16 protein-coding genes are annotated in these 22,114 nt (G+C 69.4%); 14 read left to right on the top strand and 2 right to left on the bottom strand.

Annotation, left to right across the window (positions count from 1 at the left end):
• Positions 1 to 36 precede the first annotated feature (36 nt).
• On the bottom strand, positions 37 to 7,101 hold the full coding sequence (locus tag AB0M15_RS25565; protein WP_363823923.1) for a hypothetical protein: 7,065 nt from the start codon (positions 7,099 to 7,101) through the stop codon (positions 37 to 39).
• Positions 7,102 to 7,297: 196 nt separating this feature from the next.
• Between AB0M15_RS25565 and AB0M15_RS25560 the strand changes: the two genes are divergently transcribed.
• The 13 genes from AB0M15_RS25560 (at position 7,298) to AB0M15_RS25500 (ending at position 19,407) form a co-directional block, all read left to right on the top strand.
• Positions 7,298 to 7,723, top strand: coding sequence for a hypothetical protein (locus tag AB0M15_RS25560; protein ID WP_363823922.1), 426 nt, complete (start codon positions 7,298 to 7,300; stop codon positions 7,721 to 7,723).
• Between the two features lie 51 nt (positions 7,724 to 7,774).
• Positions 7,775 to 8,506: a hypothetical protein gene (locus tag AB0M15_RS25555; protein WP_363823920.1), complete on the top strand. Its 732-nt coding sequence runs from the start codon at positions 7,775 to 7,777 to the stop codon at positions 8,504 to 8,506.
• Complete coding sequence (locus AB0M15_RS25550) at positions 8,506 to 9,315, top strand: hypothetical protein (protein WP_363823918.1); 810 nt, start codon at positions 8,506 to 8,508, stop codon at positions 9,313 to 9,315. The genes AB0M15_RS25555 and AB0M15_RS25550 overlap by 1 nt, the downstream gene beginning before the upstream one ends.
• Entirely contained in the window at positions 9,312 to 10,622 is a 1,311-nt protein-coding gene (locus AB0M15_RS25545) for an ATPase, T2SS/T4P/T4SS family (protein ID WP_328324149.1), read from the top strand. The genes AB0M15_RS25550 and AB0M15_RS25545 overlap by 4 nt, the downstream gene beginning before the upstream one ends.
• Positions 10,622 to 11,527: a type II secretion system F family protein gene (locus AB0M15_RS25540; protein WP_363823917.1), complete on the top strand. Its 906-nt coding sequence runs from the start codon at positions 10,622 to 10,624 to the stop codon at positions 11,525 to 11,527. The genes AB0M15_RS25545 and AB0M15_RS25540 overlap by 1 nt, the downstream gene beginning before the upstream one ends.
• Complete coding sequence (locus tag AB0M15_RS25535) at positions 11,524 to 12,444, top strand: type II secretion system F family protein (protein ID WP_363823915.1); 921 nt, start codon at positions 11,524 to 11,526, stop codon at positions 12,442 to 12,444. The genes AB0M15_RS25540 and AB0M15_RS25535 overlap by 4 nt, the downstream gene beginning before the upstream one ends.
• 115 nt (positions 12,445 to 12,559) lie before the next feature.
• Complete coding sequence (locus tag AB0M15_RS25530) at positions 12,560 to 12,799, top strand: hypothetical protein (RefSeq protein WP_343972310.1); 240 nt, start codon at positions 12,560 to 12,562, stop codon at positions 12,797 to 12,799.
• A 4-nt stretch (positions 12,800 to 12,803) separates the two neighbouring features.
• Positions 12,804 to 13,283 carry a TadE family protein gene (locus tag AB0M15_RS25525; RefSeq protein ID WP_363823913.1) on the top strand — a complete coding sequence of 160 codons (480 nt, stop codon included), beginning with the start codon at positions 12,804 to 12,806 and terminating at the stop codon, positions 13,281 to 13,283.
• A 7-nt stretch (positions 13,284 to 13,290) separates the two neighbouring features.
• Positions 13,291 to 13,875 (top strand): TadE/TadG family type IV pilus assembly protein, encoded by a 585-nt coding sequence (locus AB0M15_RS25520; RefSeq protein ID WP_363823912.1) that lies wholly within the window; start codon positions 13,291 to 13,293, stop codon positions 13,873 to 13,875.
• The gene (locus AB0M15_RS25515) at positions 13,859 to 14,686 is read left to right on the top strand and encodes a pilus assembly protein TadG-related protein (RefSeq protein ID WP_363823911.1); all 828 of its coding nucleotides are present in this window, start codon (positions 13,859 to 13,861) and stop codon (positions 14,684 to 14,686) included. Before AB0M15_RS25520 ends, AB0M15_RS25515 begins: the two co-directional genes overlap by 17 nt.
• A gap of 26 nt (positions 14,687 to 14,712) precedes the next feature.
• Positions 14,713 to 15,369, top strand: a complete 657-nt coding sequence (locus AB0M15_RS25510; protein WP_363823910.1) for a hypothetical protein — start codon at positions 14,713 to 14,715, stop codon at positions 15,367 to 15,369.
• A gap of 110 nt (positions 15,370 to 15,479) precedes the next feature.
• Entirely contained in the window at positions 15,480 to 16,418 is a 939-nt protein-coding gene (locus AB0M15_RS25505) for a hypothetical protein (RefSeq protein ID WP_363823909.1), read from the top strand.
• A 13-nt stretch (positions 16,419 to 16,431) separates the two neighbouring features.
• A complete protein-coding gene (locus AB0M15_RS25500; RefSeq protein WP_363823907.1) occupies positions 16,432 to 19,407 on the top strand; it encodes a hypothetical protein in 2,976 nt (991 codons plus the stop codon).
• A 68-nt stretch (positions 19,408 to 19,475) separates the two neighbouring features.
• On the opposite strand, the gene AB0M15_RS25495 is transcribed toward AB0M15_RS25500, so the two are convergent.
• Complete coding sequence (locus tag AB0M15_RS25495) at positions 19,476 to 20,381, bottom strand: neutral zinc metallopeptidase (protein WP_363823906.1); 906 nt, start codon at positions 20,379 to 20,381, stop codon at positions 19,476 to 19,478.
• Between the two features lie 131 nt (positions 20,382 to 20,512).
• Between AB0M15_RS25495 and abc-f the strand changes: the two genes are divergently transcribed.
• The gene (abc-f, locus tag AB0M15_RS25490) at positions 20,513 to 22,111 is read left to right on the top strand and encodes a ribosomal protection-like ABC-F family protein (RefSeq protein WP_363823905.1); all 1,599 of its coding nucleotides are present in this window, start codon (positions 20,513 to 20,515) and stop codon (positions 22,109 to 22,111) included.
• The last annotated feature ends 3 nt before the right edge of the window (positions 22,112 to 22,114 follow it).

The following is a 22,114-nucleotide window of genomic DNA, read 5'->3' as shown; positions in this document are numbered from 1 at the left end:
CGTCGTCGGACCATCATGCCCGCTGCCGGGTACGTGTCAGGAACCAGCCAAAGACGGCCCATGCCCGGTGATCGTCCTGGCCGACGTGGCGCCACCGATCTGCTGCCGCTCGCCCTGCCCGGATGCCGCGGGCAACTGCCGGACAGTCGCCGAATGGTCGAGCCCCTTCAGCATCGCCAGCGGAACGCCCTTGTCCACCAGCTCCGAGGCGACCTTGGCGTTGAACGACTCCGACCTCGGCGTGGCGTTGTACAGCTCGCGCAGCGGCACCCGCCCTTCACACATCAGCGCCACCCGCGGATGCAACTGCGCGAAGGCCTCGGCGTAACCGCTGTTGTCACCGATCTCGGTCATCGTGCCGTCCGCGAAAGCCTGGTAGTTCCGCTCCCCGCCGGCCTCCTCGATGGTCAGATTCACCGTCCGCTTCTCGTTCACCGCCTTGCTCAACGCGGCCACCATCGGCCGGTACGGCTCGTGAACTCTGTTGCCAGAGGCATCGATCCGGTACTCCGCCGCGCGCAGCTCGGCCTTGCCGGCCTTGGGTGCCGCGGCCTCCAGCGGGGGAGCGGCCTGTCGGCCCGACTCGAGTTGCCGGAGCCCGTCGAGGTACTCGTGCTGCAGCATCTTGAGGTAGTACACGGCTTTGGAGGTCTCGGGCAGGTGCTCCGAATGCTTGACCTTCGGCGCGCTCTTGCCAGTGTCGGACACCTCGTGAACCGTGACGCTGTAGACCATCGGCGCCTCGACCGTGCCGAGGGTGCCCTCGTGGAAACGGCTCGTCTCCAGCCGCGTCCCCTGGGAGTCGGAGGACGATTCCTTGAGCTGCTCACTGACCGAGCCGCCGACGTTGACCGGTCCACCGCTCGCACCACCGCTCGCCGTGCCCGGCGTCAGCCTGTTTCCGGTCGTGGTGATCCCGTTGCTCTCCATGTCACGCCACACCTGCCCGGCCTGACCGCCGGGAATCGGAGTGTCCTGGACCGTCCAGCCCACCGGCCTGGCCTTGACCACGACGACGAACTTGGTACCCGAGTTGCCTCGCCCCGCGATCGCCGTCAGCTCGAGGCCCTCTTCGCTGGTCAGGCGCTTGAGCGCGGCCCGCAGTGAGGTCGGTGAGAGCTCGCCCGCCAGTGCCACGTCGTGCTCCCGCATCGCCGCCTCGCCCAGCCCCTTGTGGGCGACCAGGTATCCCCGGATCTGCGCGTGTAGCTGATCGGTCTCCGGCTCGCCCGGTCCGTACGGGACCATCGCCTCCGCAGTCGCGCCTTCCGGCACCTGGAACGAGCGGTGATCAGGCTGCGGGGCTTGCTGAGCCGGAGCGCCGGGGGTGACCTCCTTGAGCAGCTCCCGCGGCACCATCTGCGTCATCCGGGCTCCGACCCGGACCGGCGTCGCATGGGTCGTCTGCTCGGCCGGCAGCGTCTTGTTGAGACGCCAGCGCACCCCCGCCATGGTTGCAGCGCCCGCGTTGCGGACCCTGGACACCTGGATGTCGAAGACGGCGTCGCGCTGGACCTCGGCCTGCTTGAAGTGACCCGTGCGGTCGATGTGCGTCTTCTGGGTGCCGCGTTTGGCCGCGACTGTCCGGCCGCGCTCGGTGCCGACCCCACCGGACAAGGAGGTATCGGTGGAGCCCTTCAGCTCCGCTCCGGCCGAGTACGTCGTGGAGTGCGAGACGGACTGATCCTGCCCGAGGTAGTCGTAGTTCTGCTTGAGCCCGATCGCGTCCACCTCGGGCACGTCCGGCGTACCGTCGACCATCGGCGGGCCGGCGTACTGCGCCTTGATCTGGACGACCACGAGGTCGGGCTGAGGCTGTCCCGGGACCGGTACTTCGACCTCGGTCACGAACCCGCGGAGGCCGTACATGTCGCCCAGGTGCCCCTGCCAACCGTCCGTCCCGAGATCGATGGCCAGAGCGGCCCTCAGCATCGGGTTGGTCGCCAGCACTCCCGGTGCCAGCTCCTCCACCTGACGTAGCGCCGGGGTGAGCAGGTCGACGTGTCCGCCGGGTTGGCCGATCGGGCTGATGTCCTCGATCTGCGCCGACGCCAGACCGACGTCGTACTGCGGTGGCAGGCTCATCGCGCGAGGCTGGTCGGCGAGCTGTTCGATCCCGACCACCACGTCGTCGAGCCGCGGGGCAGGGACCGCCGGCGTCGCCTGGGACTCCTTCGCCTGCTCGAGGAGGCGCGTAGCCAGCCGCTCGTCGGTGTGCTCGGCCGCGAGACCGGTCGTCACGCCGGCCTTCTCCTGCTTGTACCGACGGACGAAGGCGCCGGCATCCCGCGCACTGATCTTGAGCTGGCCACCCAGATACCGCTCGGCCGCGTCGCTGACCACCTCCAGCGGCAGGTCGAGTTCGCCACGTCCGTACAGCCGCAGCGCACGCCGTTCCGGCGTCGTCGTCTGCACCTTGGCGTCCTGCAGCGGCACGGACTGGACGACGTTGCCGTCGGCATCGATCACGTCCGCGACCAGCTTGTACCGGTCGATGAACTGGTGATGCGTGCCGACGTTGATCAGCAGGCCCTCTTCGCCCATCGTCTGGCTGTTGCTCGTCGACTGCGAAGTGCCACCGGTACGTCCCGCGCTGAGGCTGCCCGCGAACGAGGACCCGTCGGCCTGAACCGGACCACCCCCGCCGTCGAGCCCGACCCCGCCCGACGACGAGCGGCCAGAGGTGAAGCCGGTGTCCTTCATGGTGAGGTTGATGTCGCCCGAGTTCTGCTGCGTGATCGCGACGAACGCGCGGTCGACGGCCTCGCCCCGGACGACCACGCTGTAGCCGCGCGGCAGCATCGTGCCCTGCCGGATCGCGTCGACCGGATTGCCGGCCGGCGGGACGATCGTCAGCGGGAGCCGGTACTCGCCGTTCATCCACTCCTTGTGCGCGACCAGGCTGTCCGGCCCGAGCATCGCGTGCAGTTCGAGGTAGGTGTTGGAGCCCAGCTCGATCGCGTCGACGGCCGAAATGATCCGGTCGACCGGGTTGCCGGCGTCGACGTGAACCGGCATCGACTGCTTGACCGCCGCCATGCTCGGCGCCTTGGGCTGCGTACCACGGACCGGCTCCTCCGCACGCGACAAGGCGCTGTCGACGAAGATGCGCGCGCTGCCCGGCGCGGTGGCCAGGGGATCGGTGTCGCCCTTCGGCGTGATTTCCGTGACGACGATCTGGTGGCCGACCCGCAGGATGTCGACCGGCGCCGTGGTCTCGGTCAGCGACACCCGGTTGACCCGCCGGCCCGCCGACCAGCTGAAGCTTCGTCCCATCGCGCTCCGGCTGAGCTTCACGCCAAGGCGTCCGGCCCACCCGCGCGCGCCTGCGGCAGGGCCGTCGCTGACGCCGGCTCCGGCCGACACCGGCATGCCCTTCGACCGGCCGCCGGAGCGGCTGTTCGCATCGGAGGCGATGCCTAGCCGGACGACGTTGTCGGTGGTGCTCGTGCCTTCGCCGTGGACGTCGTCGAAGTCCTGCTGCACTGCGACCCGGAAAGTCCGGTACCGCGGCGCGTGCCCGGTTCGCTGGTCGATCAGGACCATCGGGATGCCGCTCTGCGAGGCCTGGTTGTAGCCGGCCTCGAGCCGGTCGGACCCGATGGTCTGGATCACCCGGTCGTAGTTGATCAGCTGCCCGCTGCGGAGTCTGCGGTCCTCTGGCAGGTTGGCGAAGACCGGCTGGAGGTTGTCGTCGAGCGGCGGGACCAACCCCTCGCGGCTGAGGCTGCGCAGGGTCTGCTCCAGCGCGTCGCGATCGCCGGTGAGGTTCTGGACGAGCGCCTGGCCGGCGCCGTGCATCTGCTCCGCGCCGGGTCCGATCACCGGTGGCAGCGTCTGGTCGCCTGTAGGGGGTTCGGGGTCGCCGCGGAGCAGGGCTCGCTTGTGCTGGTCGAGGCGGACGGTGTCGTCGGGATTGCGGAGTACCGCGTTCTCGTCGACCGCTGCGCCGGCGCGAAGCAGATCGTTCTCGGGAACCCGGAGCCTGGCGTCGCAGAAGTCGGTGATGACGACCGGCTTGGCCTTCGGGTCGCTGAGGCTGCGCAGCGTGGCCCGGACCCGGAAGCCGACCACCACGCCCTGAGTCGGGCCCTGGTTGCGGTGAACGACCGGAGTGATCGAGGTCGCGCTGACGCTCAGACCGCCCTGTCGCGAGACATTGCGCCCGGCCGAGACGCTAGGGCCGACATCGGCCGTCGTCGAGCCGACGTCCTTGAAGGTCCCACCGACCCCGACTGACGCCGATGCCGACGTGTTGGAGTTCTGGCTCGCGCTGACGCCGTTGAAGTCGACGCCGACCTTCTCCTGCCAGAGGTCGTAGCTGGCCTCACCGCTGAGCCTGGCTGTACTCCAGATCGGCTCGACCTCAAGCTGCAGGTGGTACACGGCTTCGCCAGCGCTGACGATCTGCCGGCCGTACCCGCCGGGCCGGCTCGTCTGGCGCAGCAGCCGGGAGACGTCCTGGGTGAGCAGACCATCGATCTCGCCATAGGCGACCCGGTCGATCTTGCCGAAGCGTTCGCGGCCGCCCGCGACGAGCCGGTCGCGGATGGAGCTCATGCGGTCGATGTGGGTGACGGTGTGGCGAGGGAAGGTGTCGCTGAGCTCGCTGGCCCGGCCGAGTTTGGCGAGCGTGACGGTCTCGGCCGCGGGCTTCACGGTGTACGCCGCCGACACCCACGTCAGCTGCGGGCCGGCGTCAAAGGCGGCGGGCGTCGACCAGGGCTCGGTCGCGGACGCGCGAACCTCGATCTCCCACTGCCCGGTCCAGCCGACTTGCAGCGACTCGCCCCGGTCGTCGTCGACCGAGCCTTCCTTCTCGTGCGAGCTGGACCCGCTCGACTCGCTCAGCCCGTGTCCGGAGGACACATCGACGCGGGGAGCGGCGAACTGGGACAGCGTGTGGACGGTGCTACCGGGCGGCGCCATCGCCATGAAGGGCTGTGCGCTCACGCCGAAGTTCACGCCCGTGGAGTGGGCCGCGGTGGTCGAGACGCTCTGGCCACCGTCGCCGATCGTGCCCGACATCTGCTCGGCCAGGTCGTAGTCCCGGTCGAGGTTCTCGCGCACATCCAGCGCCTTCAGCCGGAAACGCACCTGCGCCAGCTCGGTCACATCGGAGTTCGGACTCCCGCCGACCGTGAACTCGATCCCCTCTTCGGTCACCAATCGCCGGTACGCCGCCGGCGGCACTGGCAATGGGCCACTGCCCTCACCTAGCCGGGCGGAGATGCCGTGCGCGGCAAGTACCTGGTTGATCTCGCCAACAGGAACCGCTGGCAGCTCCCCAGCCGGTACGCCCGTGTGCAGGACGTTCTTGACGGGCAGGGCCGCGTCCGACGCGAGCTGGTACGCACTGGTCTTCTCCGCCGCGTTCTGGGCCAGCGCCGCGAGTGCTGCCTGAGGGCGGCTCGGGTCGGCCAGAACAGCATCGAGTTCAGCGAGCAGGTCGCGATGGCTGGCCAATGCCTGGTCGGCCGCCGCAACTGCGTTGTTGTAACCCCCGGCGATCTCGGTGTGCCGGTTGGCCTTCCTGACTTCGCCCGCGGCCTCGACCTCCAGCACCCGCACACGTTCGGGCCGGCCCTGGTCTTTGAATTTGCCCTCGGCAACGGCTTTGGCAGCCAGCTTCCGGGCTTCCTCGGCGGCCGCGGCCGCGCTCCCCGTCTTCGCATCGGCCAGCTTCTGCAGCGCCTTGACCTCCGACTCCAGGCCAGTGACCGCGTCAGCGACCTTCAGCCTCAACGCAGCCGGTGTGTATGGCGCCAGTTCGGCCGCCTCAGCCTGTACTGCGAGCGCCGCTGCCGTCCCCGCCGCTGCGGCCCCACGGACGTGGATCGCGTCGGCAGCCCAAGGGAGTGTGGGCTCGGTCCCGCCCTTCTGGCGGATCGAGGTCGCCAGCGCAGCGAGATCCCGCTCAAGCACTGCTGTGCGCAACGGGTCCTGCCGGTTCCTGGCCTGCTGCCAGGAGCTGTTGAGGAACTGGTACGACGCGTAGTCGGCGTTCAGCGTGCGATCGCGTTTGTCGCGACCGAAGGCCGAGCGGAGTTTGCTCATCACGCCTGCGGGTCGTTGCGTGTTGGCCGGATGGAGTTCGTGGGTCAGTTGGCTGAGCTGGTGGACCCAGACCTGGGCCAGTTGGTCGTCGGCGAGGCGCGGCGAGATTCGAAGGAGATGCGGATCGTTCGCCGTGCCCGAGCGGAGCCGTCCCTCGGCGACGAGGCCGCGGGAGGTGGGCAGGACCTCGACCCGGACGTGTTGGGGCGCATCGCTCGTGGTCGTCTGGAGCACGGCGAGTTGCGCGTGGGGGTCGATGGTCGGTCTGCTGGCGATGAAGCCGCCGAGTTCCGTGCGGCCGAGTTGCTGCAGGGCTGCGAGGGCTGTTCGCTCGTCGAGGTTCGGGTCGAGGGCCGGCCGGCCACCGATTCCGGTGACGAGTCCGGAGCCACGGACCTCGGGCGTTGCGGTCCGGGCGTTTTGGGCCCGCCGGTGCCTCGCGCCGGGCTGGGATCGATGCCGTCCGGATTGCTGTTGCGGCGCGATCGCGAGCGAGGTGCCGGTTGGTGCCTGGGCTGGTGCTTGGTGATCGAGGACGTAGATGTCGCGGTGGATCTGGCGTGCGGCGGCGACGAGTTCCGTCGGCCTGGTCGGCTGGGACCGGTCGGGCAGGGCGGCGAGGCGGGCCGCGGCGGTTTCGGAGTACGGGGCGGCGCTTTCGAGGACGATTCGGAGCATCGCGTCGCCCTCATCACGCCTCGCCTGCTGGAGGCCGGGGACGTGAAGGAGGCGGTCGAGGGCCGCGATCGCGCCGTCGGCAGGGTCGAGTTCGCGATTGCGGGCGACCTCGGCACCGACCAGAGCGACCGATTCGGCCAGCAGACGTTCGTCACTCGCGCGGTCGGCGGCGCGGCGGCTGAGGCGCTTGTCCAGGGCGTTGACGACGTCGGCCGGCAGGGCCTCGCCGGCATCCAGGCGGAAGCTGCCGTCGCGCAGCCGCACTCCGGAGGGCGCGATCACGCCGAAGGCGATGCCGAGAGCCTCGCGGGCGCGGGCATCGGCCAGGTCTCCCCGGGCCGGATCGCCCTGTGCCGCGATGCTCATCCAGCCGGCTCCTTCGTCGTCGGTGACGTGAGTGTGACCGCAAAGTAACCTCCTGGGTTCCCCCGGGCAACCGGCAAAAGATTTCAATCCGGCTACCGATCGATGGTGCTGAGTTCCGGCCGGTGCCGTGTCAGGCTGGTTCTCGATGAACGTGAAACTTTCTCCTTCCCAGTGGTCGGTTTCCGAGGCCAGAAGCTTGACTGCTCAACTGCGTCAGCTGGCCGACGGCGACAGCTATGACGGCATCGAGCTGTTCGCCGCGCTCTGCGAGTACCTGGATCAGCTGTACGGCGGTGCCGGGTTCGACGAGTTGCTGCCCGAGCCGGAGCTGACCGAGTTGGGCGGTCTCGTCCGGAGTGTGGGTTCGACCACTCCGGCCGACCCGGACGGCGATCCGCTCGACCGTCTCGATCAGCCGGTGAACTCGGCCGTGACGCTGGCCGAGGGCCGTCAGCTGGCGGCGTACCTGGCCGCTGCCGACGACTGGCAAGGCGAGCTGGGCCGAGCCTTGCAGGGGCTTTACAGCTATCTAGACCACTTGTACGGCGGCCCGGGAACCTTCACCCGGCTGCTCACCCGGGAAGAGCGCGAGCAGGTCGCGGCGAGAGCACCGAAGAGGTAACGGCAGGACCATTCGGTTCGAATGGTCCTCTCCGACCATTACGGTAGGCGCGTGAGTTTCTCGTCCTCCACGCGTCCCCCCGCCCCCGGCGCCCGCGGTTCCAAGGCGCCGCTCGGTGGCTCGAACCGACTTCCCTCCGGCCGCGAACGCCGTCCCGCGCTCGCCGCGCTGGCGGTGATCCTGATCCTGCTCGGCGCCGCCGGGTCGGCCCTGATCGCGCTCCGCAGCGGCGACCGGACCGACTACGTCGCGATCGGCGCCGACGTGATCAGCCCGGGTCACAAGATGACCAAGGACGATCTGGCCAGGGGAGACCTGGCCGGGAAGACCGCTGCCCTGATCCCGTCGGACCAGTGGGAGAAGCGGGTGAAGGGCAGGTACTCGATCGGCTGGCTGTACCCGGGGCAGTACGTCACCGACAAGGACTTCGCGGACAACCAGATCGCGCCCGGTGGCGTCGCGGTCGGCGTCAGCCTCGAGGCGGGCCGGGCGCCGTCGTCCGGTCTGACGGCCGGCGACATCGTCCAGGTGGTCCAGGTCCCGGCCGCCAACGCGGCCGGCGGCGTGTCCTCGATCCTGGTCAAGGCCGCCGAGGTGACGAGCAGCGCAGGCAAGATCACCGACGACAAGACCAACGCGAACACCACCCTGAACGTCACCGTCGTGGTGCCTGCCGCGCAGTCCACCCAGGTGGCGGGAGCCGCCGCGGCCAAGACGCTGGTGCTGGTCAAGCTGCCGTCCAACACCAAGCCCGAGATCCCAGCTTACGACGGGGACAACTGATGGCTCTTGTCGCCCTGGCGAGCGCGAAGGGCTCGCCCGGAGTCACCACCACGAGCCTGGTGCTCGGTGCATTGTGGCCGCGGGCGGTGCTGCTGGCCGAGTGCGACCCGGCCGGCAGCGACGTGGCGATCCGGATGACTGCGCCCGGCGGCCAGCCACTCAACTCCGACCGCGGGCTGATCAGCCTCGCCGCCGCCGGCCGCAAGGGGCTGGACGACGACGTCATCATGGCCCACAGCCAGCAGCTCGACGGTGGGCTGGACGTGATGATCGGGGTCCGCACGCCCGAGCAGATCGGTGGTATGGGCGGGCTGTGGGAGCCGTTGGGTATCACCTTCAACCAGATGTTCAGCTCGGACGTGATCGCGGACTGCGGCCGGATCGGGCCTGCTTCGCCGCAGCTTCCCGTAGTACAGGCGGCTCGGCTGGTTGTGCTCGTCTGTACTGCGACCGGCTCGTCCGTCGCGCATCTGCGGGAGCGGCTGTCGTCGCTCATCCATCACGTGGACGCGAAGCTCGGCGTCCTCGTGGTCGCCGACCCGAAGAAGCGCGAAGGCGTCAAGCAGGTCTGGTCCGTGCTCGACGCGATGTCCGTACCGCTGGAGCACCGCTGGCACCTCGCCTACGACCCGGTCGGCGCGGCGTTCTTCGACGGCCGCGGACAGGGCCGGCTGGACCGGACGCCGCTGATCCGGACCGCTGCCGACATCGCGGCCGAGATGGCGACGATCGTCTCGCGGCCGACCCAGCACGACTTCGACATGGCTCAGGCGGCCTTCCCGCCCGACGGCGGCTGGGACGGCAGATGAGCACGGATCAGGAGCTCGTCCGCAAACTCCGGGTCCAGGTCGCCGAGCGCCTGAACGAACAGCGCCGGCGCGACCAGGTCAACGGCGTACCGCCGATGAGCGCCGAGGACGAGCGGGAGTACGCCCGGTCGCTGATCGTCCAGGTGCTCGAGGACCACGCCCGGTACGAACTGGCCGAGGGACGGACCCCGCCCACGCCGGACGACGACGCGCAGATCGCCGGCGCGATCCATGCCTCCCTGTTCGGGGTCGGCCGGCTGCAGCCGCTGATCGACGACCCCGAGGTCGAGAACATCGACATCAACGGGTGCGACCAGGTCTTCATCCAGTACGGCGACGGTCGCGAAGAGCGACCCGGACCGGTGGCCGACAGCGATGACGAGCTGGTCGAGCTGATCCAGGTGCTCGCGGCGCACGCGGGTCTGACCAGCCGGCCGTTCGACTCGGCCAACCCGCAGCTCGACCTGCGGCTGCCCGACGGTTCCCGGTTGTCGGCCGTGATGGGCGTGACGTCGCGGCCTTCGGTCTCGATCCGGCGATCGCGGCTCGGCAAGGTGTTCCTCCAGGATTTGGTTGCCAACGGCACCATGTCCGCCGACATCGCGTCCTTCCTGCGGGCCGCGGTGGCAGCCCGCAAGAACGTGATGATCGCGGGCGCCACGAACTCCGGCAAGACGACGCTGCTGCGCGCGCTGGCCAACGAGATCCAGCCGCACGAGCGGCTGATCACCGTCGAGCGGTCGCTCGAGCTGGGGCTGGGCGAGTTCAAGGACCTGCACCCGAACGTGGTCGCGTTCGAGGAGCGGCTGCCGAACTCCGAAGGCGTCGGCGAGGTCAGCATGGCCGACCTGGTCCGCCGCTCGCTCCGGATGAACCCGAGCCGGGTGATCGTCGGTGAGGTACTCGGCGACGAGATCGTGACGATGCTGAACGCGATGAGCCAGGGCAACGACGGCTCGCTGTCGACGATCCACTCGAACAGCTCGATGGAGGTGTTCAACCGGATCAGCACCTACGCGATCCAGGCGTCCGAGCGGTTGCCGATGGAGGCGACCCAGATGCTGATCTCGGGTGCGCTCGACTTCGTCGTGTTCGTCCGCAAGCACAACGACTACCAGCACGGCGGCACCCTCAGCCGGTACATCGAGAGCATCCGTGAGGTGACCGGCTGGGACGGCCGCGTGCTGTCCGGCGAGGTGTTCGCTCCCGGTCCCGACGGCCGGGCCGCGGCGCACGCGCCGATCGCGTGTATGGACGAGCTCGAGCACTACGGCTACCAGCCTCTCGTGCACGGTCGGTGGGCCTGATGAGCAACGAAACCCTGCTGTCCCTCCTCTCCGGCGCCGTCGTCGGCGGCGCGATCCTGCTGCTGATCGTCGCGATCCGCGGTACGACGCCACGCGAGTCGACCCCGTCGCTGTTCAAGCGGGGCGGGAGCGCCGAAGGCCGCAAGCAGCTCATCCGGCTCGGCACCGGCCTCGGCGTCGGCCTGATCGTCCTCGTCGTCACCCATTGGCTGGTGCTGGCGGCGGCCCTCGGACTGCTGGCCGCACTGGCTGATCGCTTCTTCGGTGGTACCGGGGAAGAGCGGCGCGCGATCGAGCGGCTGGAGGCGCTGGCCACCTGGACCGAGGCGCTCCGCGACACGATCGCCGGCGCGGTCGGTCTGGAACAGGCCATCCCGGCCACCGCGATCAACGCGGCCCCCGCGATCAAGCCCGGCCTGAACCTGCTGGTCGACCGGCTGCGGATCCGCGAACCGTTGCCCTCGGCACTGATGCGGTTCGCGGACGACCTGAACGACCCGTCCGCCGACCTGATCGTGGCCGCGCTGGTGCTGAACGCGCGACTGCGCGGGCCTGGTCTGCGCGAGGTGCTGAGCGCCCTGGCCGACTCGGCCCGTGAGGAACTCGACGTCCGCCGGAAGGTGGCGGCCGAGCGTCGGTCGACCCGGCGAAGCGTGCAGGTCGTCGTGGCGATCACGCTGCTGGTCGCGGCCGCGCTGATCCTGTTCAACCCGACCTACGTGCGGCCGTACACGAGTTTCATCGGTCAGTTCGTGCTGTTCATCGTGATCGCCCTGTACGCCGTGGGGCTGGTCTGGCTGCGCAAGCTGGCGAAGATCGAGGTACCGGACCGGTTCCTGATCCGCAGTGACGATCGGCGGGCGGCCCGCAGTGGCGACGAGCGGATGGAGGTGGTGGGCGGATGACCGGCGCTTTCATCACGGGTGCGATGGTCGGGCTCGGTGTCTACTTGCTGATCCGGATGCTGATCCGGCCGAAGGCCAACGTGCTCTCGACGATCGCGCGGATCGATGCCGGGCGGTCGGGGTACGTCAGTGCGGCGACCGCGAGTGCGGCGGGGGAGCGGGTGCTCGGCGGAGTCGACCGGGCGCGCGAGACACTCGGTCAGCGGCTCGAGGCCGAGGCGAACGCACGGGGCTGGACCTTCGGGCGGTTGCGCCGCGACCTCGCGGTGATGAACCAGCCGTTCGCGGCGATGCTCGCCACCAAGGTGTTCTTCGCCCTGGGTGCGTTGATCTTCATCCCGTTCGTGCTGTTCTTGTTCGCGATGCTGGGGTTCAGCGCGCCGGGTGCCACGCCGGCGATCGTCACCCTGGCGGCGATGACGTTCGCGTTCTTCCTGCCCGACCTGGCGTTGCGGCAGGAGGCCGAGGCGCGGCGGCGCGACTTCCGGCATGTGGTGGGCAGCTTCCTGGACCTGGTCGCGATGAACCTGGCCGGCGGCCGTGGTCTGCCGGAGGCGCTGATGACGGCCTCCACGATCGGCGACCACTGGGCGATGGCCCGGATCCGGCAGGCGCTGGCGAACGCGCGGCTGATCGGCATCACGCCGTGGGACGCGATGGCGCGGCTGGGCGAGGACCTCGGGGTCGAGGAGTTGCGCGACCTGGCGTCGGCGCTGGCGCTGGCCGGTGACGAGGGTGCGAAGATCCGGGCCTCGCTGCTGGCCCGGGCGGCATCGCTGCGGCGCAAGGAGCTCGCGGACGTCGAAGGCAAGGCGGGCGAGCGGTCGCAGTCGATGCTCGTCGCGCAGCTGGTCATGTGTGCGGCGTTCATGTTGTTCCTCGGATACCCGGCCGGTGCCGCGATCCTGGGCAGTTAGTGATGGCAGTCACGGGGAACAAGGATCCATCGGGCATTTGTGTCCGTCCTAGAGGGCATACTGAGGCTCGAATCGGGCTCAGGACTGAAGTAACGAGTTTCGGAGGGTTAACCGGATGAACGTGGAAACGCAGTTCGTGCGCGCGATGGTCGGCTACGCGCTGGCGCGGGCCCACACCCAACGGGCCCGGGGCGCGGCCGCCAAGGCCCGCGGCGCCCGCCGCCGCGACGAGCTCGGCGCCTCTGCGCTGGAGTGGGCGATCATTTCTGCGATCCTGGTCGCCGCGGCGCTGGCCATCGGTCTGGTGGTCCGGGGCGTGATCGACAAGCGCACGGGCGAGATCCAGAACGGCTGAGGCGTTGTCGCGGTCACCTCGTCCTGGGGAACGAAGTGCGCGGCGCCGGGTCCGGAGCCGGGCCCGGGTCGTCCGTAGCCGGCGGCGGTCCGAGCGGGGCGCGTCCTCGCTCGAGCTGGCCATCCTGGCGCCGTCGATCCTGGCGCTGATCTTCATCTCGATCCAGACCGCGCTGTGGTTGTACGGCCGGTCGGTCGCGCTGAACGCGGCCCAGGAAGGCGTCTCCCGGTTGCGACTCGTCCAGCCGCCGTTGTACACCAGCGCGATCGGCGAGAAGGTCCGCGGCGACATCGAGGCCTACGCCCAGCAACTAGGCGGCAACACCCTCGGCGACGCCGTGGTCGAGCCGCCCGCCTACAACACCCCCGAGGGAATGGTCTCCTTCACCGTCACCGGCGAGACCATCTCCCTCGTCCCCGGCCTGAAACTCACAGTAACCCGCACCGCCACCGGCCCCATCGAACAATTCCAAGCCGACAAATGAGCGAGGCATGACACCCACCCGCCCGCGCCGCCCCCGCGGCACCCCCGCACGCCCACCCGCGGTCCGCGCGGACGGTGGAGCCGGAGCACCCGCGCTCCGCGCGGACGGTGGAGCCGGAGCGCGGCGTCGCGGTGGGCGAGCCTTCGCCACCTACCGCGCTCGCCGCGCGGAGCGCGGTGAGCGCGGGACGATGGCTTTGGAGATGGTGATCTTGGCGCCTCTCCTGCTGATTTTGTTCATGTTCTTGCTGGCTTGTGGGCGGTACTTCCAGACGTCTTCGTTGTTGGAAAATGCGGCGCGGGACGGTGCGAGGTCGGCTAGTCAGACTCGGTCGTTGGGGGATGCTCAGACGCAGGTGGATTCCGCGGTGACGCGGACCATGGATCAGGCTGTGAAGTCTTGTAAGGACAGTGCCGGCGGGACCATCACCAGCGCGTTCGCGGCGGGGGCGACGTTGTCGGTCGAGGTGACCTGCACGATCAACTACCGCGACCTCGGCCTGCTCGGCATCGGTGGCGACACCACCATCACCAAGCGGTTCAGTTCCTCCATCGACCCCTACCGAGGCGTGCGCGATGGCAACACTCCCTAGGCCCGTCGCGCGTCTGGTCGCGTTCGTGCGGGTCGATGCCCCGCGCAACCAGCGTGGCGCGCTCAGCCCCGCGGTGGCGATTCTCGCGGTGATGATCTTCACGCTGGCCGGCCTCGTCATCGACGGCGGCCGGCAACTCGGCGCCAAGTCGCGCGCGGTCGGGTACGCCCAGGAGGCGGCCCGCGTCGGCGCCGCCACCATCCAGCTGAACACCACCGAAGCCAAGATCGACACGACCAAGGCCGGTGCCGCGGTCGCCGCGTTCTGCTCCGAGGTCTCCTCCAACGACAAGGCAGTCCAGAGCTGCGGTGCCACCGAGCTCACCGACGACGGTCTCAAGGTGCAGGTCGTCATCGGCAACCAGACGACCTTCCTCGGCATGGTCGGCATCGGCCACCTCGACGCCACCGGCACCGGCGAGGCCCACGCCGAACAAGGCGTCAACAAGGCCGACGACAGCCCCAAGATCCCGCCGATCGTCGTCAGCGGCCGCACCGACGGCCCCGGCGAGATCCCCGTCACCACCGCCGTACCGCCGACCCTCGACATCCCGTGCCCGTCCCCTTGGTACGTGGGCTCGCCGACCCCGACCTGGACCCTGCCGTTCCCGATGCCGGCCAGCTGCACCCCGAGTGGAACCCCGTCGACGCCCGGCACCAGCACCCCGCCGACGTCGCCACCGACCTCGCCGACGTCCACGAAGCCGACCAAGCGGCCGCCGCCGTCGAGCACTCCGAAGACGACCAAGCCACGCGGCGGCGGCGCGCCTGCCGGAGTACCGCAGAACTCCCAGCCCCCGGAAGCCAACTGATGACCGACCTTCGAGGAGTCCGAGTCGTGCGACGTGCCGGCATCCCAGCCGTCCTGCTGGCCGCAACCCTGCTGCTGTCCGCCTGCGGCAGCAAAGACGACGGCGGTATGCCCGTACCCGTCGGCGACGGTGGCGGCGACTCCCAGCCCACGATCACCCTCAGTGGTCCGCCGTCCGCCGACCCCACGTCCGCGCCTACCGCCAAGACCTCGGCCCCGCCGGTGACCGTCGCGCCACCGCCGGCCGAGGGGCAGGTGATCGTCGTACCGGGGAACTTCGCGGCCCTTCCCGCCGTCCAAGGCCTCGTGAAGAGCTACCCGCTGTACTTCAGCGCTCTGATCGCTCGTGACTCGAACATCATCAAGAACAATTTCCCTGCCTATTGGTACGCGGACACCGCACCGGTGGTCGACGACGCCAAACGCAACGGCTGGGTGATGAAGCCGCCGGGCAGCGTCGTGGTGATGGGGACCGCGAACCAGCCGTACGACGTCGTCCGGGTCAAGTTGTGCCTGTCCCAGACCACCCAGTTCTGGGATCCGAAGGGGAAGCGCTGGGCCGTGGCGGCCCCGAAGGGCGTCGCGCAGTCGATCGACATGATCCGGACCGGCCTCGGCTGGTTGCCTTACCGAAAGGGTCCGTCGGGCGGCAGTAATTGCGGAAAGGTGCACTTTCCGGCCTAGTCCGAAATGCAATCGTTTTGCGCAATGGCGTGACGAGACAGAATTCACCGGGCATGATGCCCCTGGCTGAAGATAACCTGCGAGTAGCTGACCGAGACTCTGGAGTGAGGATGCGCAACCGAGTGAGCCGAGGGCTGATAGCCCTGACCACGGTGCTCGCACTTCTACTGGTCTATCCGGCCCCGACCGCCTCGGCGGACACCATCACCCAGGGTGACCGCGTCTGCACGATGTACGTGAACTCCATCGGTTTCGGCGCCTACTGCAGCTCGGGCCAGGCGTACTTCGGCGGTGGTTCGGTGCCGACCTGGAAAGAGAAGCTGGGCAACAACATCTTCGTTCCGTGCCGGGACTTCCCGCTGCCGAAGGGGATCGACCCCGGCAAGGCGCCCGAGGGCAAGACCTGGGTCCTGCGGGTGACCATCACGGACTACGACCTCGACAGTTACGACGGCGGCTCGAAGGTCCACCTGGAGCGGGCGATCATGCCGGTCTCGCAGCAGGAGCGGGACCAGTGCCGCGACATGCCGTACATGGACAAGTTCTGGGCGACCTTCGACAGCACCTACCCGGATCCGGCGCTGCAGGTGATGCCGACCTACACGCCGCGGGTCAACGTCCCGGCCTACTTCTCGCTGACCCGGGACAGCTCGATGATCTTCCACACCGAGCAAGGCGACGCGGACCTGGACAGCGCGTTCTACGACCCGACGCACAACCTGACCATGCGCGGCCTGGTCACCGTGATGGAGGTCGACCCGGGCGACGGCACGAAGCCGTTCTTCTGCCTGATGGGCGCCGGCAAGGTGGACGACAACGACGACGGGTACGACGGTGAGAACGACCCGTTCCACCAGATGAGCACCTGCTCGCACAAGTACACGAAGTCGAGCGCGAGCCAGCCCGACGGGATGTACACGGTGAAGCTGACGATCACCTGGACGGTCGACTACTGGAAGGGTGGACCGACCTGGAACCCGGTCGGCGAAGCCCAGATTCACGCAGTACAGCGCCTGCCTGTGCAGGAAGTTCAGGCTATCGGTGGGTAAGGGAGGGGCGACGATGGTGAAGACGGGTGAGCCGGTGCGGAACGCACGGCTGCCGCAGCGTAGTGGCGGGGGAGCCGGGGACCGGCTGAAGGGCCTGGCTTCGTTGCTGGCGATCGTCGCGATCGTCGGCGGGGTTCCGTACGTGCTGCTGACCTTCTTCGGCAAGCCGTGGCCGAGCCGGATGCCGAGTCGCGACCTGCTGTTCGACGAGCTGAGCGCGAAGACGATCATCGGCATCATCGCCTTCTTCATCTGGGTGGCGTGGCTGCACTTCGTGATCTGCCTGATCGCCGAGGCGGTCGCGGAGGTCCGCGGACACGGCCTGTCGCCACGGATCCCACTCGGCGGCGGCTCGCAGACGCTGGCCCGCCGGCTGATCTCGGGTGTCGTGCTGATCGCGGGTGCCGCCAGCGTCACGCTGCCGGTCGCGAACGCGGTGACGGCGACCTCCGTCGGCACGCCGACCTCGGTGAGTGTTGCCCAGGGCAACGACAACAGCTCGGTCGAGGCGTTCCGGCAGACCGAGCCACGCAGCTCGGTGCAGATCGGTGTCGCGCCGGTGGTGAAGCACACGCACACCGGCGTGCGGACGAACAGCGACCACACCGGTCAGGTCGTCAAGTACACCGAGGTCCGGCCGCCGCAGGGTCGCAACTACGACTGCCTGTGGGACATCGCCGAGCGGTACCTGGGTGAGGGCCGGCGGTACAAGGAGATCTACGACCTCAACCACAACAAGCTGCAGCCCGACGGCCGCCGCCTCACCAACCCGGATCTGATCCTGCCGGGCTGGCAGGTCCGACTGCCCGCTGACGCCAAGGGCGCCGGCGTGCACACCGTCCTCGTCAACGTGGACCACCACCCGGCCGCCAAGACCACCACCACGACCCCGGCTGGGAAGCCGGCCGCCAAGCCGGTGGCCAAGCCCGCTGAGCGGCCGACCACCCAGGCGCACCCGGCGAGCGAGACGCGGACCGCCGAGCAGGGCGGGAACGCAGTCGGCAGCCGCTGGTTCGAGCACGAAGAGGCGGGCTCGTCGATCGGCGTAGCCGGTACGACGACCAAGCCTGATGCCTCGACCCCGGAGACGACGGGCACCGAGGCCGCCAACCCGGCCGTGGACGGCGCGAAGGTCGAGGCGCCGGCGGCGAGCGGGTTCGACGTCCAGCAGGCCGGGATCTACGGCGTCGGGGCGACGTTGCTCGCCGCCGGCCTGGCCATCGCGCTGAAGCGTCGTCGCGGCTGGGCCCAGGGGCCTGGTCCGAAGGCGGCCGGGCACCGGCAGACCGAGATCGGGCTGCGGCTGGCTTCCGACGTACCGACTGCCCGGTTCGTCGACAACGCGCTGCGTTCGCTCGGCGCGACGATGACCAACGACAACCGGGTCATGCCGACCGTCGTCGCAGCGCTGGTCACCGACCGGGCGCTGACGCTGGTCCTGGAGCCGGGGGAGTCGCAGGCTGCGCCTCCTGGCCCGTGGCAGGCCATCGCTGACGGCACTCGCTGGGTACTACGCCGTGCGTACGGCCCTGAGGGTGATGTAGACGCGCCCGCTCCGTACCCGACACTCGTGACGCTCGGCAGCAACGCCGACGGCGCGACCGTCCTGGTCGACCTCGACACGGCAGACGGCATCGTCAGCTTCGGTGGCGTCACCAACGCCTCGCGCGACGTCGTCGGCTCGCTGGCGGCCGAGCTTGCCACGAACCTGTGGTCCGAGGGCGCGCACATCAGCATGGTCGGCTTCGGCGACGACCTGTCGACGTTGGCGCCGAGCCGGTTGTCCTACTGGGTGAGCCTGGACGACGCGCTGCGCGAGGTGACCCGGCGTACTGACGCTCAGGTGCAGGCCTGCGGCCGGCGGGATGCAGACTCGGTCGCCGACGCGCGGATGGCGTTCCCGGACGCTCAGTTGTGGGGTGCCGAGATCATCTTCGTCTCCGCGCCGCCGTCGCCCGAGGAGGAGGCAAAGCTCGCGAAGCTCGCCTCCGACCCGAAGCGTTGCGTCGCGGTGGTCGTCGTCGGTGACGTGATGAGTTCGCCGTGGCGGTTCGTGGTGGACGAGAAGAACCAGGCCGTCTGCCGGCTGCTCGGCATCGAGGTCGATGCCCACAGCATCAACCCGTCCCAGTTCGCGGACCTGGTCGCGCTGTTCGGCGTGGCCGAGGCCGAGGCGCTGGACAAGCGGCGCGCGGATCTGGACATGCCGGCGTACGAGTTCTCGGCGACCGACCTCAGCCGGCCCGCGCCGGTCGAGATCGACCTGCTCGGCCCGGTCGAGGTGGACGCGCGCGGCGAGATCGACCCCGGTCGGGTCGCGCTGTCGACGGAGATCGTGGCGTTCCTGGCCAGCCAGGACTACGGCGTACACCCGAACGTACTGGCCGGAGCGATCTGGCCGCGGGGCATCAGCGAGGAGCTGCGCAACGCGGCGCTGGAGCACACCCGCAACTGGGTCGGCGTGGACGCCATGTACGCCGACGAGTCCGGCCGCTGGCTGCTGAACCGCAGCGTCGTCCGGGTCGACTGGGATGTGTTCCGGACGCTGGCCAAGCAGGCGTCGATGATGGAGGACCCGCGTGGTCCGCTGTCGACGGCTCTGAGCCTGGTGCACGGCCAGTCGTGGTCGAACCTGCCCGCAGGCCGCTACTCGTGGCTGGCGGCGTCCGGTGTCGAGCGCAAGATGGCCGAGTCGGTGGTCGACGCGGCTCTGCGCCTGGCCGAGGCCAGCCTCCGGCACAACGACGGCAACCTGGCCCGTACGGCCCTCCAGACCGGTCTGAGCTTCTCGCCGGCGTCGGAGGACCTGTGGCGAGCGACGCTGCGGCTGGCCGCTCACTTCGGTACTTCTGAAGATGTGGGCAACGTCGCCGCGCAGATGTACGCCGCGCTGGCCAAGCACGGCGCTCCGCGTGGGCCCGAGGCCGAGACAGATGCTCTGGTCGACGAGCTGCTTCCGGGGTATCACCGGCCGGCGGCAGTCGCGTAGTACCAGTCTTCAAGCAAGAAACCGCCCCCGGGAGGACTTCCTCCCGGGGGCGGTTTGCTGTCGCGGGGTCAGAGCGGGTTGGCGGACCAGGTGTCGCAGCGGGTCATGTCACCCGAGTCGAGGCCGGTCTGGAACCACTTCATCCGCTGTGCGGCGGTGCCGTGGGTGAAGGACTCCGGGTTCGCCTGGCCCTGGGTCTTCTGCTGGATACGGTCGTCGCCGACCGAGGCGGCGGCGTCGAGGCCGCGCTCGATGTCGTCCTGGGACAGCTCGGTGATCAACGGCTTGCCGCTCTTGGTCGGGACCGTCGTCGCATGGTTGGTCCAGATGCCGGCCAGGCAGTCGGCCTGGAGCTCGGACCGGACGGAGTCGGAGTCGGCGCCCTCGCGGGACTTGATCCGGTCGAGGATGCCGTACAGGTCCTGGACGTGGTGTCCGTACTCGTGGGCGACGACGTACGCCTCCGCGAACGGGCCGCCCTTCGCGCCCAGGTCGGTCTCCAGCGTCTTGAAGAAGCCCAGCTCCAGGTACACGGTCTTGTCGGGCGGGCAGTAGAACGGCCCGACGGCCGCCGTCGCCGGCCCGCAGCCGGTGTTGACCGAGTTGCTGAAGACCCGCATCGGCGCCTTGGTGTACTTCTTGCCGCGGCGGGGGAGCTCGGCCGCCCAGAAGCCCTCGATCGAGTTCTGGTACGCGACGAAGGCGCAGTCCGGGTTCTGGCTGATGTCCTTGCCGGTCTTGCAGGAGCCCAGGTTGCCCGCTGCCGTGTTCCTGGCCGCGGGCTGGTCACTGCCGCCTCCGCCGCCCAGGGTGCCGTTCAGGAGCAGGATGACGACCAGCAGGATGACGCCGCCGATCCCGCCGCCGACCGGGATTCCCATCCCGCCGGGCAGCAGTCCGCCGCCTCCACCACCGCTGCCTCGGGTGTCTTCGACACCGCTCGTGTCCAAGTCGGCGTCAGGGTTGAATTTCACAGCACATACACTAGACCTCGTCGCCGCAAGAGGCTGCCTTGTGACGCGGCGCTGCGGCTCTGCCCGCAAGCCCGCCGCTGCCGCCGCCGACACAGCCCGCTCATTTCCGACCTGAGGACACCTGCGCCGCCATGATCACTGCCACCAACCTCGAGGTACGCGTCGGGGCCAGGCAACTGCTGTCGCCTGCCTCTTTCCGCGTCGGCCCAGGCGACAAGGTCGGACTGGTGGGGCGGAACGGCGCCGGCAAGACGACGCTGACCAAGATCCTGGCCGGTGAGGGCCTGCCCGCGTCCGGCTCGGCGACGTCGTCCGGCGAGATCGGCTACCTGCCGCAGGACCCGCGGACCGGCGACCTGGAGATGCTGGCCCGGGACCGGATCCTGGCCGCGCGTGGGCTGGACGAGGTCGTCCGGCGGATGCGCAACGCGGAGAAGTCGATGGCCAGCGCCGACGAGAAGACCCGCGAGAAGGGCATGCGGCGGTACGAGCGCGCCGAGGCCGACCTGCACGCGGCCGGTGGGTACGCCGCGGAGTCCGAGGCGGCCCGCATCGCGGCCAACCTGGGCCTGCCGGATCGGGTGCTGGGGCAACCACTCGGAACGCTGTCGGGCGGTCAGCGGCGCCGGGTCGAGCTGGCCCGGATCCTGTTCGCCCAGGCCGAGACGCTGCTGCTGGACGAGCCGACCAACCACCTGGACGCCGACTCCGTCGTCTGGCTGCGCGACTTCCTGAAGAACTACCCCGGTGGCGTGATCATGATCAGCCACGACGTGAACCTGCTCGAGGAGACCGTCACCCGGGTCTTCCACCTGGACGCGAACCGGGCCGAGATCGACATCTACAACGTCGGCTGGAAGGCGTACCTGCTGCAGCGCGAGACCGACGAGCGCCGCCGCAAGCGCGAGCGGGGCAACGCCGAGAAGCAGGCCTCGCAGCTGATCGCCCAGGCGAACAAGATGCGCGCCAAGGCGACCAAGGCGACGGCCGCGCAGCAGATGCTGAAGCGGGCCGAGAAGCTGATGTCCGGGCTCGAGGACGAGCGTCAGTCGGACCGCGTCGCGAAGATCTCCTTCCCGACGCCGGCCGCCTGCGGCAAGACCCCGCTGATGGCCAAGGAGCTGTCGAAGTCGTACGGCTCGCTGGAGATCTTCACCGACGTCGACCTCGCCATCGACCGCGGCTCACGCGTCGTCGTGCTCGGCCTCAACGGCGCGGGCAAGACGACCCTGCTCCGGGTGCTGTCCGGCATCGAGAAGATGGACACCGGCGAGGTCATCGACGGCCACGGCCTCAAGCTCGGGTACTACGCGCAGGAACACGAGACCCTCGACGTGAACCGCACGGTCATCGAGAACATGAAGTCCGCGGCCCCCGACCTGAACGAGACCCAGGCCCGCTCGGTCCTCGGCTCCTTCCTCTTCAGCGGCGACGACGCCGACAAGCCCGCCAGCGTCCTGTCCGGCGGCGAAAAGACCCGCCTGGCCCTGGCTACGCTCGTCGTCTCCGCCGCGAATGTCCTGCTCCTGGACGAGCCCACCAACAACCTGGACCCCGCTTCCCGCACCGAGGTCCTCAACGCAATCCGCTCGTACCAGGGCGCCATCGTCCTGGTAACCCACGACGAAGGCGCCGTAGAAGCCCTCGAACCCGAGCGAGTCCTACTGCTCCCCGACGGCGTAGAAGACCTCTGGACCAACGACTACGCCGACCTCGTCTCCCTCGCCTGACCG

It is taken from the genome of Kribbella sp. NPDC051718 (genome assembly GCF_040681515.1).
Lineage (GTDB): Bacteria > Actinomycetota > Actinomycetes > Propionibacteriales > Kribbellaceae > Kribbella.
Note: the sequence above shows the minus strand (reverse complement) of the source record. Positions and strands in the feature narration are given on the sequence as shown.

Bases quoted from the DNA above. Each gene is read 5' to 3' on its own strand.
- AB0M15_RS25565 (WP_363823923.1), bottom strand. From the start codon at position 7,101: ATGAGCATCGCGGCACAGGGCGATCCGGCCCGGGGAGACCTGGCCGAT.
- AB0M15_RS25540 (WP_363823917.1), top strand. From the start codon at position 10,622: ATGAGCAACGAAACCCTGCTGTCCCTCCTCTCCGGCGCCGTCGTCGGC.
- AB0M15_RS25500 (WP_363823907.1), top strand. From the start codon at position 16,432: ATGGTGAAGACGGGTGAGCCGGTGCGGAACGCACGGCTGCCGCAGCGT.
- AB0M15_RS25535 (WP_363823915.1), top strand. From the start codon at position 11,524: ATGACCGGCGCTTTCATCACGGGTGCGATGGTCGGGCTCGGTGTCTAC.
- AB0M15_RS25550 (WP_363823918.1), top strand. From the start codon at position 8,506: ATGGCTCTTGTCGCCCTGGCGAGCGCGAAGGGCTCGCCCGGAGTCACC.
- abc-f (WP_363823905.1), top strand. From the start codon at position 20,513: ATGATCACTGCCACCAACCTCGAGGTACGCGTCGGGGCCAGGCAACTG.
- AB0M15_RS25505 (WP_363823909.1), top strand. From the start codon at position 15,480: ATGCGCAACCGAGTGAGCCGAGGGCTGATAGCCCTGACCACGGTGCTC.
- AB0M15_RS25530 (WP_343972310.1), top strand. From the start codon at position 12,560: ATGAACGTGGAAACGCAGTTCGTGCGCGCGATGGTCGGCTACGCGCTG.
- AB0M15_RS25545 (WP_328324149.1), top strand. From the start codon at position 9,312: ATGAGCACGGATCAGGAGCTCGTCCGCAAACTCCGGGTCCAGGTCGCC.
- AB0M15_RS25515 (WP_363823911.1), top strand. From the start codon at position 13,859: ATGGCAACACTCCCTAGGCCCGTCGCGCGTCTGGTCGCGTTCGTGCGG.
- AB0M15_RS25520 (WP_363823912.1), top strand. From the start codon at position 13,291: ATGACACCCACCCGCCCGCGCCGCCCCCGCGGCACCCCCGCACGCCCA.